Here is a 19,615-nt window from a genome sequence, read left to right on the forward strand (position 1 = left end):
ATATAATTTTGTCAGGGATTGTGGCAACTGCAATTCGCCAAAAATGTTCATTAATCTTATAAATAATACAACTGATCAGCTTAACATTTTAAAACAGCCAGGAAATGCCACTATAACTATTGCAGGTACTGTCTACAATCTTAGTTGGGATTCTATTTCTAAAAGGTTTTTTTATGATTCTTCCTTGCCGGGTTATCCGCCTTTGGCGGATGGTTTGACGGTTACAACAAATTTTTATAATGGATGTAATACTCTTACCAGAACTAGCACTGTGAGCATGGATAATTCTTTTATGAATGTTGGCGTTTCCACGGTTTATGATCCTTTATCGTGCTCTTTTAAATACCAGCTTCAAGTTCTTGGAGATAGAGATGTCACATCTTCAGGAATTATTGATAGGGATATTTATTTTTGTAATAAGAACACGCTGGTTTTTGAAAGGAAAGTTTCTACAAATCCTGACGTATGGCAGGTTCTTACTGGAAGTGAAGTTACTCCAGTCGGAGTTTATCCCGCAGATAATCCTTTAAATGTTACTAATGAATTAACAAGTTTTGTAGCGTCTGCCAATACATTGTGGATTGTTTCTCAGGTAGGTGTTTATAGAATAACGGCATCGGATAATTGTCATTCGGCCTCAAGAATTTTTACAGTTGCTACTGGTAGTCCGTTAGATAGTTTCAAAGTGGATCAGGGGACTTCTGTGCTTGAGGGAACTTCTTCTATAAGAATTCGACAGACTAACGCGGATTTTAGTAATCCTATTACAATGAAAATTTATAGAGCCGATGGACAAACTAATTTGTCGATAAACCCTTTAAATCCGCTTTCGATGGCTGGTTCCTATAATATTAAGTTTCCTATTGTAAGAACTGTTGCATCAGCTCGTTTTGGTCTTACTTTAATAAGTGATTTGCCATTAGGGAATTATAAAGTTGAAATATCTGATGGCTGCACTCCTGTTACAGGATTAACAAGAATCATAGATGTTACTCTGGATAAGGCAGCTAGCTACAGCCCTGTTTATAATGTTTTTTCTGGTTGTTCGAACTCTAATGCGATAGATTATAATTTAAATCCGATAAATACCGGACTGGCAGCTACACCTGTGGTTAGGCTGTTTAAAGATAATGGGTTTGGTAGCTTAGGCGCGCTTGTTGCAACGAGTTCAACATCAGGCACTTCTTCAGCGGCTGCCGGTTCTTTTCAGAATTTGCCAACCGGAGATTTTGTGCTGCAGTTTTCTAATGTAAAAGCCGATGAGCTTGTTAGTCCGGCAGATCACTACTCGGCTGCAACGGGTAAAGTTGGTTATGCCCAATATACCCATCCTATAAAAATTGATCCGCATGAAGATTTGACTCTAAGCGCTTCAACGTCATTTTGTGATGTTAGCAATTTAAATTCAGGTATCATAAGTGTACAAGCTGGGGGATCATTTTATTATCCTCTTAGTTTTTCTTTATACAGTTTTTCAAATCCATCAGTGCCGTTACAAGGGCCTTTTGCAGTTAATAGCCCTGTTTTGGGATATGATTTTATTAATGTGCCTGTAGGAGATTATTTTGTTAAGGCAGAGGATAAATGTGTGAGTTATAACCAGAATGTTACTGTTTCGTCTGTAACGACTTCGCCTGTTGCAAAAGCTCTTAATGAAACTGTCTGTCCCCGAAGCCCTTCAACTTTGGTTGGACTTAATGCTGGTTCTGATTTGTATACTATTACCTGGACAGATGATTCTGGCCAGATTGTTGGAACAGGTTCACCATTGACTGTTTTCCCAACTGCAACAACAAACTATACTGCCAGTTTTTCACTTAATAGTTCATTAGGGTGTGCTCAGACGGCGCCGTTAACAAGCAGTGTTAAAATAAAAGTTACTGCTGATCCTATTTTATCTTTAATTGTTGAAGATATTGAGTTATGCACCAGTTCTAGCCCTGCGATAAATATTTTGAATACTCAACCAGAATTTAGTTATGAGGTATTAGATTCAAATGGAAATTCATTTTCTCCTGCTATTATTAGCAGTGGCAATGGTGGTAAATTAACGATTCCTTTAAGCGGTACTATTCCTTTGATAAAAGGTATGTATTTTAAAGTGAAAGTAACTAACGGTAATGCTGGATGCTCAGGTATTTTAACTGATGTTGCCGCGGTTGTGGATACAACTGCTCCTGTAGCTCCTGTACTGGCTGATCTTACAGGTGAATGTCCGGTTACGCCAATAGCTCCAACGGCACAGGATGCCTGTGCAGGAACCATTACGGGAACCACGGGCACTGCATTTCCAATCACCGCACAGGGCACCACGGCAGTGGTGTGGATATTTGATGACGGCAACGGCAACACCTCGACGGCCATTCAGAACGTAACGGTAAAAGATACTCAGGCTCCTGTAGCTCCTGTACTGTCTGATCTTACAGGTGAATGTTCAGTTACGCCTATAGCTCCAACGGCACAGGATGCCTGCGCCGGAACCATTACGGGAACCACGGCCACTGCATTTCCAATCACCGCACAGGGCACCACAGTAGTGAGCTGGATATTTGATGACGGCAGGGGCAACACCTCGACGGCCATTCAGAACGTAACGGTAAAAGATACGCAGGCTCCTGTAGCTCCTGTACTGTCTGATCTTACAGGTGAATGTCCGGTTACGCCTATAGCTCCAACGGCACAGGATGCCTGCGCCGGAACCATTACGGGAACCACGGCCACTGCATTTCCAATCACCGCACAGGGCACTACAGTAGTGAGCTGGATATTTGATGACGGCAGGGGCAACACCTCGACGGCCATTCAGAACGTAACGGTAAAAGATACGCAGGCTCCTGTAGCTCCTGTACTGTCTGATCTTACAGGTGAATGTTCGGTTACGCCAATAGCTCCAACGGCACAGGATGCCTGCGCCGGAACCATTACGGGAACCACAGGCGCTGCATTTCCAATCACCGCACAGGGCACTACAGTAGTGAGCTGGATATTTGATGACGGCAGGGGCAACACCTCGACGGCCATTCAGAACGTAACGGTAAAAGATACGCAGGCTCCTGTAGCTCCTGTACTGTCTGATCTTACAGGTGAATGTTCAGTTACGCCTATAGCTCCAACGGCGCAGGATGCCTGTGCAGGAACCATTACGGGAACCACGGCCACTGCATTTCCAATCACCGCACAGGGCACTACAGTAGTGAGCTGGATATTTGATGACGGCAGGGGCAACACCTCGACGGCCATTCAGAACGTAACGGTAAAAGATACTCAGGCTCCTGTAGCTCCTGTACTGTCTGATCTTACAGGTGAATGTTCGGTTACGCCAATAGCTCCAACGGCACAGGATGCCTGCGCCGGAACCATTACGGGAACCACAGGCGCTGCATTTCCAATCACCGCACAGGGCACTACAGTAGTGAGCTGGATATTTGATGACGGCAGGGGCAACACTTCGACGGCCATTCAGAACGTAACGGTAAAAGATACGCAGGCTCCTATAGCTCCTGTACTGGCTGATCTTACAGGTGAATGTTCAGTTACGCCTATAGCTCCAACGGCACAGGATGCCTGCGCCGGAACCATTACGGGAACCACGGCCACTGCATTTCCAATCACCGCACAGGGCACCACAGTAGTGAGCTGGATATTTGATGACGGCAGGGGCAACACCTCGACGGCCATTCAGAACGTAACGGTAAAAGATACGCAGGCTCCTGTAGCTCCTGTACTGTCTGATCTTACAGGTGAATGTCCGGTTACGCCTATAGCTCCAACGGCACAGGATGCCTGCGCCGGAACCATTACGGGAACCACGGGCACTGCATTTCCAATCACCGCACAGGGCACTACAGTAGTGAGCTGGATATTTGATGACGGCAGGGGCAACACCTCGACGGCCATTCAGAACGTAACGGTAAAAGATACTCAGGCTCCTGTAGCTCCTGTACTGTCTGATCTTACAGGTGAATGTTCAGTTACGCCTATAGCTCCAACGGCGCAGGATGCCTGTGCAGGAACCATTACGGGAACCACGGCCACTGCATTTCCAATCACCGCACAGGGCACCACGGCAGTGGTGTGGATATTTGATGACGGCAGGGGCAACACCTCGACGGCCATTCAGAACGTAACGGTAAAAGATACTCAGGCTCCTGTAGCTCCTGTACTGTCTGATCTTACAGGTGAATGTTCAGTTACGCCTATAGCTCCAACGGCGCAGGATGCCTGCGCCGGAACCATTACGGGAACCACGGCCACTGCATTTCCAATCACCGCACAGGGCACTACAGTAGTGAGCTGGATATTTGATGACGGCAGGGGCAACACTTCGACGGCCATTCAGAACGTAACGGTAAAAGATACGCAGGCTCCTATAGCTCCTGTACTGGCTGATCTTACAGGTGAATGTTCAGTTACGCCTATAGCTCCAACGGCACAGGATGCCTGCGCCGGAACCATTACGGGAACCACAGGCGCTGCATTTCCAATCACCGCACAAGGCACCACAGTAGTGAGCTGGATATTTGATGACGGCAGGGGCAACACCTCGACGGCCATTCAGAACGTAACGGTAAAAGATACGCAGGCTCCTGTAGCTCCTGTACTGTCTGATCTTACAGGTGAATGTCCGGTTACGCCTATAGCTCCAACGGCACAGGATGCCTGCGCCGGAACCATTACGGGAACCACGGGCACTGCATTTCCAATCACCGCACAGGGCACTACAGTAGTGAGCTGGATATTTGATGACGGCAGGGGCAACACCTCGACGGCCATTCAGAACGTAACGGTAAAAGATACGCAGGCTCCTGTAGCTCCTGTACTGTCTGATCTTACAGGTGAATGTCCGGTTACGCCTATAGCTCCAACGGCACAGGATGCCTGCGCCGGAACCATTACGGGAACCACGGCCACTGCATTTCCAATCACCGCACAGGGCACCACGGCAGTGGTGTGGATATTTGATGACGGCAGGGGTAACACCTCGACGGCCATTCAGAACGTAACGGTAAAAGATACTCAGGCTCCTGTAGCTCCTGTACTGTCTGATCTTACAGGTGAATGTTCAGTTACGCCTATAGCTCCAACGGCGCAGGATGCCTGCGCAGGAACCATTACGGGAACCACGGACACTGCATTTCCAATCACCGCACAGGGCACTACAGTAGTGAGCTGGATATTTGATGACGGTAATGGCAATATCAGAACGGTGAATCAGAATGTTTTGCTTAATAAAATTCATCAAGTTGGAGAGACTTTAACTGATTGTTCGCCAGATGGTTTAGGTTACAAGGTTGTGGTTACTTTTAGTGGAATTGGCGTATTTAATATTTCAGGAAATGGAGGTGCGGGTATATGGAAGGATAATGTTTGGACATCTGATATTATTGCTGCTGGAATTGATTATGATATTAATTTCGAGGAGGCAAATGGCTGTAGTAATTTTAATTTACACGGAATAGCTCCTTTTTGCTGTACTCTAAATGTGAAGAGCCCTCCATCGGCTGTTGTTAATTGTACGGATAGTCTTTTGCCTTCTTCAACTGGTGAGCCAATAATTGAAAGTTCGTGCGGTATGGTAAATGTTATATTCATCGATGGGCAAATTTCAGGTGGCTGCAGTGCTAATACAGGAAGCTTTACTCGAGAGTTTTTTATAACTGATGCGAATGGCAATACTAAAACTACTAAACAGTTAATAACGGTTGAAGATATGCAAGCACCTGTTTTTATTGGTGATCTGCCTCACGATATTTCTGTTGATTGTGATAAAGTTCCTGAGCCAGTTGATTTGAGTGCAAAAGATGATTGTAGTGATGTAAATATATCTTATAGTGAAACTAAAGAAGAAGGCGAACGAAATTGTTATTACACTCTGGTCAGAACCTGGAAGGCTTCAGACCTTTGTGGAAATGTTTCAAGTTTTACGCAGAAAATAAATGTTTCGTGTTATGTTAATGTTTTTAATGGTCTGTCTCTTAATGGAGATAATAAAAATGAAGTGTTTTATTTAGAGGGTATAGAATGTTATCCAAATAATACAGTTGAAATTTTTAATAGATCTGGAAATAGGGTTTATCATGCTGATGGGTATGATAATGTAAAAAAGGTTTTCAAAGGAATTTCAGAAGGAACTGGCACTATATCAGGAGGTAATATGCTGCCTACGGGTACGTATTTCTATATTTTAAAGTATGATTATAAGAAGGAGGGAGAGAATGAAAGCAGACAAATTGAAAAAACGGGATATTTATATATATTAAAGTAATTATTTTGATTTTTTTTTCAAAGTTTCTACTGGCCTCAGTTCGGGGTTTAAAATCCTGCAATTTATTGCAGTACTTTAGTAATGCGAAAAAATATAATCTTTGACTTTTGATAATATTTTCAAATAAGTTTTTAAAATGGAGAGACTTTCAGTCTCTCCTCAAAACAAACCTCTGCACTTTCTGTGCAGGGTGGTTTAGTTGTTAATTTTTTTATGATAATATCAAGGTTATTTTTTTTCAATTAGCTTTTGGCCTAATTTCAAATTTTGCTTTAGCTCAGCAGGATTCTAAATATTTACAGTATATGTTTAATACTGTAAATATTAATCCTGCCTATAGAGCAGCTAGATATGTTTTTAGTGTTTCTGCGCTTCATGGAAATCAATGGGTCGGATTTGATGGTGCACCCATAACTAACAGCATGTCTTTTAATGCGCCTGTTGATTAAAGTAGGAGATTATGGATTGGTTTGTCTATTGCGAATCATAAAATTGATACTGCTCTTCAAAATGATATTTCTATTGATTTCTCTTAATAGTATTCCTTTGCGGTACGATTTTGAGCTGTCTTTCTGATTAAAGGCTAATGCAAACTTTTTTCTATAGATTTTTCTAAATTCAATATTGGAGATGATGACTATGAATTTAGTAATAATTTAAATAATGAATTTCCCCCCAATGTTGGGATTGGATTAGTCCTGCATAATAATAGTGCTTATTCTGGATTTTCTGTGCCTTCTCTGTTTAAGGTTAAATATTATGATAATTTAAGGTACAGTTCTGATGATTATGTGATAACTAAAGAGATTAATTGCTATTTTATTGGAGCGAAAGTTATTGATTTAACATATTATCTTAAATATGAGCCTATGTTCTTGTTAAAATTTGTTGCTTGCGCACCATTACAATTGGATTTAGGCAATAGCTTTATTTTAGTCAAAATTTTATTATGGGCCTTTCTTATAGAATTTCTAATGCCTTAGTGCTTGTTTGGTTTTCAATTAAATAAATCTTTTTTTTAGGATATGGATATGATTTTGAAACAAATAAGCTTATGAAATTTAATTCAGACACTCATAAACTCTTTTTGAGATATGAGGTGTCCAATAGATGTAAATGTTATTTTTGAAGTAGATTTTTTACTATACATGTTTTATGTATTCATAATTAGAAAAAAGTTTTTGATTATAGGAAAACAAGAAGATAAGTGATAAAAAAGAAGAGGTTTCTGTTTTAAGAAACTTAGAATAATAGCTTTTTGAATGCACAAATGGAGTTTGGCTGCCTACAACTTGCTGCATCATGTTTTTCTAGACAGAGTAAAATTAAAGTAAGTGCTGACAAATCCACGAACTTGAGAAAAATTAAGAGAAGAAGAATTTGAGTATGATATGCTCAAAAATGCATAAGCTTGAAAACTCAGTCAGATTCACCGCCTGCCTCTTTCAATTCAAACTGACGGCTAATGTCAGAATAGAGTGATTCATAAAAAATTAATATTTTTTTTATGATGTTAAGACGGTAGATTCGTAAAAAAAACGGATTATGGCAAAATGAGTAAAATTGGAAAAATTCTATTGCAATGGAAAGAGTAAGCCGTATATAAGCTCCTACTCACCAAGACCGTAAAGAATTATGTCTTTATTTGAAGTCCGAAGATTAAACGTTGAATTAACAGATACTCAAATAAAGCTTCTCTTATCAGAGACTATTGGGCAATCAATTAGCTCCAAAAAATGCAGACATTAAAATAGGTCATGAGCTAGAAAACAGATATTTCTATATTATATATTTGAATAATAGACTGCTATAGATTCTTATGTTTGCATGATCAAACCTATCAATACAAAGTATGTTTGAGTGAAGCAGCCCAGTAATGGATATGAATCACAATCTTGTGATAATAGTATTTGAATTATACTAAAAAACCGCTTTTCCTCATAGATAACGATAATGCAGAAATCAAAGAAGTATAATTTTTGGTGGGCATATTGTGAGCCAGCCACTACACGTATACCCGGCTTCGGGAGCCTGCAAAAAGAAGATTTTGTCGCTTCAGCAAAAATGGCATGCCTTTTTCTTATGACACCCCAGAGACAATTGTTGCAAATGATTAAAAACACATAAAAAACAACCTTTTTTGTGTCGACAATTAGTGAAGCCCTATCGATTCAGGCAACATTGCAAAACAATACAACAATCTCGTATGCCAGAAGTTATAAGTGCAGAGATAATTCATTAGTTGAAACGGCTTTCGGGATGTTTTACATAAAACTAAAAAAACAAATTCTTTAGACTTGAAGAATAAAAGAAGCAGATATTAGATTTGTTGTCTACTCATAATAGCTAAAAAATTCAATGGGTGTTCCTTACTCTCAAAAAAAATGTTCAAGTAGCATTGATGAACTCAATAAGAAATATTGTGAGATAATCCAATGTGAAAATGGGCCGGCTTTATAAAGGCCATTTTTACGAATACTAACCTTCGAGAAAAAAACACGTGAGTAATAATAATAGATGCGTGTTAACAGGCATTTGATTTTATAGTTTATAATTTTAAATATTAAAAGAAAAAACATTTTTTAAGATTTTGAACAGAACCATTTGGTACTGAATGTGCAGAGTGGTTTTAGTTCTTTTGTAGCTAACAAATTTTATTGTTATCATTTATAAGATGATTTTAAAAGTACATGCCATCTGCTTACTGCTTTGAAAATGTTAGCAATTTAAGTGTGGATATGTAAACAAAAATTGGAGAAAAAGTTATGCAATATTTTTATATTGTCTAGTTTATTAAATTCTTCAATTGTTTTATAGTTCAAAGCTGAATTTCTTCTTTTTTTATTGTGCCAAATTTCGATGTATTGCTTCGTCTGTTCGCTGACGCTCGAGTCAAAAATTTCAAGTTCCATCTGTTCTCTGGAAATTGATTTACTGCCATATACCAATATCCTTTTTTTAAGATCTGGAAAAACTTTCTGCAGCCGCATTAACCCAGCAGTATCCTTAAGGGCGATTACTCCTTGTTATATTTTTATAGGAGTCCAATACACCAGCAGATTTTTTAGTGGCTTATTGGATTCCCTGTTCATAATGGAATATCAATTCATTTGCAATTGTTCTATTCTTCACTGCCATTTTCCTAGCCGTCATTGTAGTTTGTTTTGCACTTAGTCGATTGCATGAACTCCCGCCGAATATCTTTCTGACGAATAATCTAAAATGATGGTTAGAAAAAAAACAATTCTTTATCTGCATATACGTGATATTTGAAAACCAAGCCTTTTCTGCTGCTGTAAATTCTCTTTTCAGGATATTTGGCGCAGCAGAATGATTATGCTTTGATTGGCTGATGCTTTGATTTTTTTGCTCAATTTGGCTACAGGCTTAACTGCTCCCTGCATTTAGCCGCCATTATTTCGGATATCAGATGTCCTTGGATTGAAACTCCAGAGTAATTGCTTCCTCTGTTCGAGCAGGATCTCGGGTCTTGGGCCTCCAAACTGCTGTTTCGCATTAAATTATATTGAAGCGGCTTTTCTTTTATCAGAGCAGTTCTCCTCTGGCTTTCTCATAAAATCTGCCGCTTGGGCTTACTTTTAAAACGCTGCACGTCTTTTCAAGCTCATGGATTTTTTCCTGTTCAGGGCTAAGCTTTAATTTTTATTTCCCAGAAAAACTTCCTGTTCCAATTTTTTGGTAATCCTGATGCATTTGCAAAGCAAATGAGCTGTTGTTGCAAGTTCCTTGGCAATTGAGAGATTTTATCTTTTTCCTAATTTAATTGGAAAACTTTCTCTTTAAAATTGCGGCTATAAGTTTTACGATTCTCTTTTTTTACTCTAAAGTGAAGATTTAGTTCTTAACTAGAGCCCATGCTAAGTTTGTAGATCCAACTTTTTCTTTGAGCATTATGCGCGAGTGGTTTAAAGCTGATTTTTTAAGTCCTGTATTTCTGCAAACCAAATTATTCAATACTGCAAGTGCAGAATATGGGAGGTGTTAAAGTGTTTAAAATCATATATTTGTGTATGCGGCAAAAGTGACGGATAATTTTTTAATATATTTTGGCTGGAACGCTGATTAATGGTTTGTAGCGAAAATGAGGGGATTAATTTTAAGAATATTTTTTACGTAATATCTATAGCTTAAAATACAGAAATGATCTGTTTTTACAATAAAATGCAGCTGTCATTGTTTAATTTGATTAGTATGAAATTACAGTAATTGCTATATGCGCATGGAAATAGTTTGATAAGTCCTGTTTTGTGGTTAGGGCTGCTTTCAGGGAAAAATAAATAATAAATATCGTAAATTATGAAAATCAAAAAGTTGCAAGTTTTAAAAGAAAATTCTGTGCTGTTTTTTTTATGTTTTTTATCAGTTATGATTCAAACAGCATACGGGCAAGCCGATCCTCAGCGGATAAGTAAGGAAAGTTTTAAAGGAAGGATAAATTTGGATGTCCGCGACTCCAAAGAAGACTGGACGCCATATCTGCCTAAAAAAGCACCGGCCGGGGCACCAAACATTTTATTTATATTGTATGATGATACTGGTCTTGCGGCGTGGTCTCCTTTTGGCGGAGCAATAAATATGCCTACATTGCAGAAATTGGCAGATAGCGGTCTGATTTATACCCAATGGCATACCACGGCATTATGTTCCCCTACCCGTTCTTCATTACTGACAGGAAGAAACCACCATTTAAACTGCATGGCTGCAATCACTGAGGGGGCTGCTGGTTTTCCGGGAGGAAGCGGAAGATTGCCTAAGCAGGTAACCACAATTGGGCAGATTCTTCAGGATAATGGCTGGAGTACTTTCTGGATTGGAAAAGATCATAATGTTCCTGAACAGGATGTCGCTTCTGGAGGTGATAGAAGCACATGGCCGCTGCAAATGGGTTTCGACCGATATTACGGGTTTCTTGGTGGGGAAACTAATCAATGGTATCCTGATTTAGTAGAAGATAATCATTTTATCGAGGCTCCCAGGGGACCTGAAGAAGGCTACCATCTGTCTAAAGATCTTGCTGATCATGCCTTGGAGTATATTAGGGATCAGCAGGCTACAAATCCATCAAAACCCTGGTTTATGTGGTACTGTCCGGGTGCGAACCACGCTCCCCATCATGCTCCTGAGGAATATATAGCTAAATATAAAGGCAAGTTTGATGAGGGATATGAAGCATATCGCAAATGGGTGCTCCCACGCATGATAGCAAAAGGAATAATTCCAGCAGGAACAGAATATGCAAAATTGAACCCTCTTCCGCCAGGTATTTCAAACCCTGGAGATGAGGTGCTGGACTGGAGTAAATTGAAACCTGAAGAAAAAAAATTGTTCTCACGGCTTGCCGAAGTCTATGCTGGATTCTCTGAATATACTGATGCGCAGGTGGGGCGTGTAATTGATTATCTGGAGAAGACCGGACAACTGGAAAATACCGTTGTCATTTATGCCGCTGATAATGGCGCTTCAGGGGAGGGGTCTCCAAGGGGCTCTGTGAATGAAAATAAATTTTTCAACGGCTATCCTGATGAGCTGTCTGAAAATTTAAAATATCTGGATAAATTAGGAGGGCCTGACACTTATGAACATTACCCTACAGGCTGGGCGGCTGCTTTCTCCACTCCTTTTAAGATGTTTAAAAGATATAGCGAATACGCGGGAGGAACCTGTGACCCTCTTGTTATTTCCTGGCCAAAAGGGATAAAAGCCAGGGGCGAGGTGCGAAATCAGTTTCATCATTCAACAGATATTGTGCCAACTTTATTGGACATCTGCGGTCTTGAAATGCCTAAAGTTTATCGAGGTGTTGAGCAGTATCCTTTGTCAGGTGTTTCAATGCGTTATAGTTTTGATGCCGCGCCAGACAGTAAAACCAGTAAACATGTACAGTATTTTGCCATGTTGGGCAGCCGGGCTTTATGGAAGGACGGCTGGAAAGCAGTTGCCCTTCATGCGCCTTTAACAGGAAAGGGTAATTTTGATAAAGATCAATGGGAGCTTTACAATACGGATCTTGACCGTGCTGAATCCAATGATCTGGCGAAGAAATATCCTGATAAGCTAAAAGAATTAATTGCTGAGTGGAATAGTGAAGCTCAAAAAAATCTTGTTCTGCCCCTTGATGACCGCACTGCTATAGAACAGCTTGGACGCGAGAGGCCTTCGTCTGAACCAGCGCGCGATCAGTATATTTATTATCCTGGAACAGCGCCAGTCCCAGAGGGTGTTGCAGTTAATGTGCGAGGGCGCTCTTATAAAATTGTTGCGGATGTCAATCTAAAAGAAGCAAATGCTTCTGGTGTTGTTTTTGCACACGGTTCCCGTTTTGGCGGGCATGCCATGTTTATTAAAAATAAGAAGCTGTATTATGTTTATAATTTCTTGGGAATTTCTCCAGAGCAGACTTTTGTTTCAAATATTGAAATCACGCCTGGCAAACATGTTTTAGGTATGGAATTTATTCGAGAGAAAGCTGGAGCTAATGGGGAGTCAATAGGCATGGCTAAACTTTATATCGATGGTAAGGAAGTTGCATCAGGTGTTATGAGAACGCAAACCGGCAAATTTACGCTTTCTGGTGATGGGCTCTGCATAGGATTTGACAGTGGGGATGCTGTAAGCAGGGAATACAAAACTCCTGGAGAATTCAAAGGCGGTGAGATCTATGGAGTTGCAGTGAATGTTGGAAAAATAGAATATTCTGATTTAAACAATGAAGCAAAGAGGGCTTTGAATAGAGACTAGTAAAGGTGGAAATTCAGTAATAAGCTTGATAATTAGAAATACAGATGCTTAAAGCAGAAGCAAGATCATTTGATTTTGCTTCTGCTTTTTTTAATGCCGCATCTTAAGTCTGCATGCATTGTTTTAATAAGATAATTTCATTATTATAATTATGTTTATTTTAAAGCAGGGAAAAATTTTATGTTAAAGTATCTGTGGAATTTATTAATTCACATATTATAAGGCGTTTAACAATAGCCTGGTATTAGAGTATTATTAAAGCCTTATTGTTCTTTCGCTATCATGCTTTATGATTTTTACTTTTTACCATAAGTGGGTCTATAAAAATCAGCCCATAAAATTAGGGCTGGCAGCTCGATTCAGGATAAAAAGCCAGAGGTTTATTATTATTATTATTATTATTATTATTATTATTATTTGCGGTGAGGAAATGCAGCGCCGTTTTTTCCATAGCAATAGTTCTGACGCTCTAGAAATTACTGAAAATAATATGCTGCTAGCTGAATTATAAACGCCAGCCATAAATTTATGCCTGCCTTGAATGAGTTTTATAGCTTTATCTCTTCTTCTTCTTCTTCTTCTTCTTCTTCTTCTTCTTCTTCTTCTTCTTCTTCTTCTTCTTCTTCTTCTTCTTCTTCTGAAAAAACGCATCAATTAGAGTGAAATTTAGCTGGGATTTGCCAGCATTAAAAATTGACTAATGAATGGAAAACTAATTTCGAAAAGTAGGGGCTAATGATTGTAAAAACAAGTCGGTTGCCAATCGAAAAATGAGAGAATGGGGATATCAGTCTGCAGTGCAAAACCTGTAGATCCAGTATGCAGGCTTTGCACCGCAAACGCTCGTGGCATGTCTTGTCAGCATAGAAATGGCTGTATTGCAAAGCATCTTCCGGACAGATAAAAATCATAAGAAAAGACTTTTTTTATCTGTCTTTTTAAGAATTATGCCAAATGAGTCTTTAATTTGATTGTTTTGAATTGAAACGGTACTTTCGATGCTTGAGAAGTCTTCTTTTTTTTATTATTCAATTTACATTTGCTGGTAAGTAAAAGTTTTTCATTTCATTTTATTTTTGTTTTTGGTATTTTTTATAATGTAGAGAGGTCAGAAGTTTGGTTATTTAGTATGCTGTTTTTATTTTTTCTGCCTCTCTATGTTATATTATTTTAAAGTGAAAAAGTTTTAAGCATGGTACTGATTGTTTAATTGTTTTTTTAAGAATACACTAATTAAATTTATCTATACTGTTTTTTTTATTTATTGAATTTGCATAGAGAAAATGTTCATCTAACACTAAAATGCTAAAAAAGATATGAATAGAAATTTTTTATTGCTTATATTAAGCTTTTTGCTTTCTATGAAATGCACAGGCCAGTTTTCTGAACCAGTTGATTCTATTGAGGTTAAAGAAATATCTGGCTCTAATGATATGCAAAGTTATATAATGCCGGATGTTCCAAAGGAACTTTTTAGATGGGCAAAATATGATGGAAACAGTTTTTCTTATAAGGTAGGTCTTGTTCCTATAGTTGATTATACTGGTTTTCTGCAAAACCAGGAAAGTAAGAGACAGGTAGGTTTACAGGATAACCAGTTTGATTTGCGTTCAGCTCGTATTTCAGTGGGAGGATTTTTTCATGCCGGAACAAAAGTGCGATATTTTTTTAGTTTGGAATACAAAGGCTTTGACAGGGCTCCAGAGAGCAAAGGAATTGGCATAACAGATGCGTACCTTGAGGTGCCTATTGGTTTGAATGCAGGAAAAATCAGATTTGGTAAAATTAAAGAGACCTTTGTATATGAAATGGTAGGTGATGCGGCAAATCTGCCGCAGATGGAACGGATTTTAAACCCATTTTTTAATTCGAGAAATATCGGCATTATGTATATGAACTATGCATTTAAAGATAGGATGACTTTTGCTGCCGGCTGGTATAATAACTGGTTTGTAGACGGCCAGACCTTTAAAGAAAGTGCAGACACTTATAGCGCAAGGATTACTGGTCTTCCAATTTTTAAAAATGACGGCAGCGAATTTCTGCACTTGGGGGCTTCTATGCGGTATGTGCAGACTGAAGGGGGGATTTTTCGTTACAAAGACAGAAATGAGTCTAATGTTACAGATTATTATATTGATACTGGTAATATACCTTCAAAACAGATATGGAATCTTGGTTTGGAAGCCCAGTATACTTTTGATCGATTTTCGATTTTAGGAGAATATGTTAATTCGTGGTGTGACGTTATTGGTGATTCCAACCTTAATTTAAGCGGATATTATATAGCGGGAAGTTATGTTTTTACAGGTAAACAAAGGCCATACGACAAAAAAGCTGCTTATGCCAGACGTATTATGCCGATGGAAAAAGGGGGGGTATGGGAAGCGGTCATCAGGGTTTCATACTTAGACTTTAATAATCAGAACGTAGATGGCGGAATACTGCATAAGCTTCATCTCGGACTTAATTGGTGGGCTACTCAGCATTGGCATTTTGGTGTTGGTTATGGACTAAGCCAATTAAAAAAAGATAATCTTTTAGGTGTTACGAATAGTTTTCTGACACGCCTGCAGTGGGTGTACTGATACTTTTAATGCTGTCTTGTTTCTTTAAATTTAATTTTAGCAGAATAATATTTCAATTATAAAAATTAGTTTTGTTAAGCCTGCCGCAAAATTGCGGATCTTAGTGTTTTTATCATCCTGCACTAAATATGCATTTCTGGAAATGATAAGAATTGAAATAAGGGATCTTAAATAAAACCAGCGGCAATATATTTTAATATGACTACGGTTTTAGTTTGTGAGAAGCCTAAATTGGATATGCAGACAAAACGAAAGGCATATTCTTTATAATTTGTTATTCACTAAATTCTTCAATAGTTTTATAGTTCAAAGCGGTGCTTCTTATTTTTTATTGTGCCAACTCTCAATTTATTGCTTCGCCTGTTCGCTGATGCTCGAGTCAAAAATTTCATGCAAGTCTGTTCTTCAGGAATTCTTGCAGCCAAAGCCGATCCGGCTTTTGTATGCCTGAAGGAGCTTTCAGTGGCAGCATTATCCTTGCAGCCTTCTTTATGCTTGAATGCTTTGGGTGTTATTTTCTAAGATTTCAATACATTTTTATTGGCATATTGGATTTCCCGCCAGCATGGATCATCAGACATTCTGCTTAGTCCATTGCTGAAATTCGAGCCCGCTATCTTTCTGTCAAATAAATGCAGGATGATGGCCAGAAAAAAAAACAATTCTTTATCTGCATATGCGTGATATCTGGAAACCAAGCCTTTTCTGCTGCTGTAAATTCTCTTTTCAGGATATTTGGCGCAGCAGAATGATTATGCTTTGATTGGCTGATGCTTTGTTTTTTTTTGCTAAATTTTCCTACAGGCGTAACTGCTCCCTGCATTTAGCCGCCTTTATTTCGGATATCAGATGTCCCCTGGATTGAAACTCCAGAGTAATTGCTTCGGCTGTTCGAGCAGACGCTCGGGTCTGAGGCTTCCACATAGCGCTGTTTCGCATTAAATTCTACTGAAGCGGCTTCTTCTTTTATCAGAGCTTTTTCCTGCCTTTCTCATAAAATCTGCCGCTTCCAATTACAGCTGCCGCTTGGGATCACTTTTAAAACGCTGCGCATCTTTTTAATCGAATATATTTTTTTCATGGCCTTTTATGAAAGTATAATCATCGGCCTGCCACTGAAAAGATGCCTATAGCCTGTTTAAAATGCTGCGTCCTAACTCTGTTTCTTTTAATTCTCAAGTTTAGGGATTTTTTTTCTGTTCCAATTCTTGGTTATCCTAAAACCATTTTGCAAAGCAAAGAGCTGTGATTCCAAGTTTTCTTTGGGTAAATTGTCAGATTGTCATCCCTTTCGGGGCTTGATTGGGCTGCTTTGTTTAAAATTTTGGTTATCAGTTCTTAAGTTTTTCCTTCATGCTCAAAAGTTAAGATCTGGTTCTTAACTGGAATTCCATCTTAAGTTAGCGCATCCGCTCTGTGGTTGGACATTTTTTAAAATAAAATATCAATATTCATTATTACTGAAATGAATTTAATTTTAAACTACTATTTATAGATTCATATTGTTGTATGAGATTGAATCAAGTCCTGTGATTTGATTTCTTGTAATAAAACGGCACTTGGAAACATTCCTTTTGTTTTTTTTTTTGATAAGTTGTGAAGGTATATTTGCAAGCCTTAATTCAAGCTTTATTTTGATGATTTGTGAGGTTTGGCTCTAAAATTTAAGTTAACTTATTATAATGTTTTTATTTAAAATTGGTTCACTATACTTTTTTAATTGATGCTAGAGGTTTTGCCGCCTCCATACTCTCATTATTGTTTGTTTGAAGTAAATAATATTAGCTTTTCCTTAGTTTTTTAGCTTAAATGCAAAGAATTGGGTTCTTTGGTTTTGTATGGGAAGGTGAAATTGGAAGTAATTGGTTGTTTGAGAGCGGTTCTATTGCCGCATGTGAAAAAAAACTTTTAGTTTATAGTCAAATTATATAAAGAATATCTCACCTAAATAGGCTTACTTTTCAATATTGGTTAAGATGAAAATAAAATAAAATAAAATAAAATAAAAATGAAAGTTAATGAAAAGTTAGGTAAAGTTTTGATTCTTTTGATATTAAACTATGCTACTTATGCGCAAATCGGAGTTAATACGTCTAATTTACAAGGTTTGATTCATGTAGATGGTAAAAAGGACAACCCAAAAAGTGGGATTCCAAATTCCCAAGAGACCATAAATGATTTTGTTGTGACCAAGGATGGATGCCTTGGTGTTGGAAATGTTAATCCTAAAGCAACTGTTGATATTACTTCATCTGAACATGACGCGACAGTGACTAATGGTATATTGGTTCCAAGAATATCTGGTGAAATGTTACATTTAGCTGATAATAATAATACTTATGGAGTTGAACAAGATGGGATTTTGGTATTTGTTCTTCAGCCTCCCTCTGTAATTAATAGAGTTGGACAAACGATTGATATTGATGCAAGAGGCTTTTACTATTTTGATTATTTTATAGATAAATGGGTAAAAATGCTTTATAGTGCAAAACCTGCAATAGTTAGTGTTATTGATTGTGCTGGCGCACGTGCTAATGGAGGAATAGTTTATGGTTTTCCAGTTAACACTTCTGTAACACTTCCTTATAAAGGAGGTAATGGTGGTGCATATTCTAGTTTTGTTATTAATTCTACTGGCGTTACGGGGCTTACTGCGAGTTTATCCCCAGGAACTCTTGAGAATGGTGATGGTGTGGTTACTTTTAGAATTGAAGGAACTCCCGCTGGAGTTGGAACTGCCAGTTTTGATTTGTATTTAGGCGGTAAGAATTGTTCTTTTTCTATTCCTGTGACAAATTCAACAAGTTTTGTTAATTGTTCTATTAAAAGCAGTGGGAATATGACAATTAATACTAATTATGTTGCTGGTTCTGTAAAACAAACTGTTAGGTTGGATGTGACTACTCTAGGAACATATAATATTAGTGCAGTTAAGAACGGTGTTACTTTTGCGGCAAGCGGGACATTTTCAAGTGTTGGTAGTAAAGATGTTGATTTGATTGCAACGGGTATTCCAACTTCGTCGGGATTGATTACTTTTCCTGTTAATATGACCGGTAGCGCAGGTGTATCAAACTGTAGTTTTACATTTTATGTAACCCCCTTGACGGTATCAGGAAACTTAGCTAGTAGATCAGGTGACGGATGTTTAGGTGGGGGACAGGGAGAGCAAGATTCTAAGAATTTTGGATGGGAAGATACAGGAATAAATAATATTATTCTTAGCGGTGGAAATTATGACTTGAGTACTTCTGCAAATATTACGGGGCGAGGATACGTGTACAGTGGAAATCCTACAAAACATGTTGGAGGAAGTGTTATATACAGGTTGGTGAATGTTCAGACTGGTGCTAATTATGCTGTTTCAAAGAGTACGAGTGGTAGAGTTGAATCGGGCTGTTATTCAAGAGGGGGGGGTATAGCACCTATAATGGAGTTGATTCTGGCTATAGCGATATAGTTTTTATTCCTGCTGGCACCTATAAGTTGCAAGCTTATGGGAATAGTTATATGACAGGCTGTAGTAGTTTTTCTAGTGATTATTGGGCGGGATGCGGCTTGCAAATTAATGGAGGGACTTATAAAATTTCTGCCCATTAAGTATGATTTTTTATTAAGTCCTTAAGAAAGAGGTTATGGTAAGTGTTCTTCTAAAAGGTTTTATAAATTGCAATTAAATTTGATATTAAGAGATTATCTGAAAGTAATTATCGGATAGTCTCTTAGTTGTTTATGTTATTGATTCTATTTTAAGTCTTGCAAAAATACAATAATGAAGTGTTTTTTTAAACTCTTTTGTGCTAACAGCCACTGGATATGCAAACAAAATGCAACTTAATTTTTCCTTTTGGTATTTATGTGAATATCCGCTGTTTTGTTAATTTGTTTTCAGGATTGATTGCATGGCCAGTTCTAATGTCTTACTTGTTTAGCCCTTATTTAAAGAAAAATAAATGGAAAAATAAGTTGTGTTTTTTTATTGAAGCTGCCTGTGCAATTATTT

General features: G+C 38.3%; 8 protein-coding genes. All 8 read left to right on the top strand.

The window, feature by feature from the left end:
- Positions 1-43 precede the first annotated feature (43 nt).
- Entirely contained in the window at positions 44-6,265 is a 6,222-nt protein-coding gene (locus tag M0M44_RS11195; protein WP_248729829.1) for a T9SS type B sorting domain-containing protein, read from the top strand.
- A 257-nt stretch (positions 6,266-6,522) separates the two neighbouring features.
- The gene (locus tag M0M44_RS11200; RefSeq protein WP_256469816.1) at positions 6,523-6,714 is read left to right on the top strand and encodes a type IX secretion system membrane protein PorP/SprF; all 192 of its coding nucleotides are present in this window, start codon (positions 6,523-6,525) and stop codon (positions 6,712-6,714) included.
- A gap of 153 nt (positions 6,715-6,867) precedes the next feature.
- Positions 6,868-7,248, top strand: a complete 381-nt coding sequence (locus tag M0M44_RS23885; RefSeq protein WP_420842781.1) for a type IX secretion system membrane protein PorP/SprF — start codon at positions 6,868-6,870, stop codon at positions 7,246-7,248.
- 26 nt (positions 7,249-7,274) lie between these two features.
- Complete coding sequence (locus M0M44_RS23890; RefSeq protein ID WP_420842782.1) at positions 7,275-7,394, top strand: type IX secretion system membrane protein PorP/SprF; 120 nt, start codon at positions 7,275-7,277, stop codon at positions 7,392-7,394.
- A gap of 3,188 nt (positions 7,395-10,582) precedes the next feature.
- Positions 10,583-13,024: an arylsulfatase gene (locus M0M44_RS11205; protein WP_248729831.1), complete on the top strand. Its 2,442-nt coding sequence runs from the start codon at positions 10,583-10,585 to the stop codon at positions 13,022-13,024.
- A 528-nt stretch (positions 13,025-13,552) separates the two neighbouring features.
- Positions 13,553-13,687, top strand: coding sequence for a hypothetical protein (locus tag M0M44_RS23790; RefSeq protein WP_256469807.1), 135 nt, complete (start codon positions 13,553-13,555; stop codon positions 13,685-13,687).
- A 653-nt stretch (positions 13,688-14,340) separates the two neighbouring features.
- Positions 14,341-15,612 carry an OprO/OprP family phosphate-selective porin gene (locus M0M44_RS11210; protein WP_248729832.1) on the top strand — a complete coding sequence of 424 codons (1,272 nt, stop codon included), beginning with the start codon at positions 14,341-14,343 and terminating at the stop codon, positions 15,610-15,612.
- A gap of 2,047 nt (positions 15,613-17,659) precedes the next feature.
- Positions 17,660-19,072: a hypothetical protein gene (locus M0M44_RS11215; RefSeq protein ID WP_248729833.1), complete on the top strand. Its 1,413-nt coding sequence runs from the start codon at positions 17,660-17,662 to the stop codon at positions 19,070-19,072.
- Positions 19,073-19,615: the final 543 nt, after the last annotated feature.

This window comes from Flavobacterium humidisoli, from assembly GCF_023272795.1.
GTDB lineage: Bacteria > Bacteroidota > Bacteroidia > Flavobacteriales > Flavobacteriaceae > Flavobacterium > Flavobacterium humidisoli.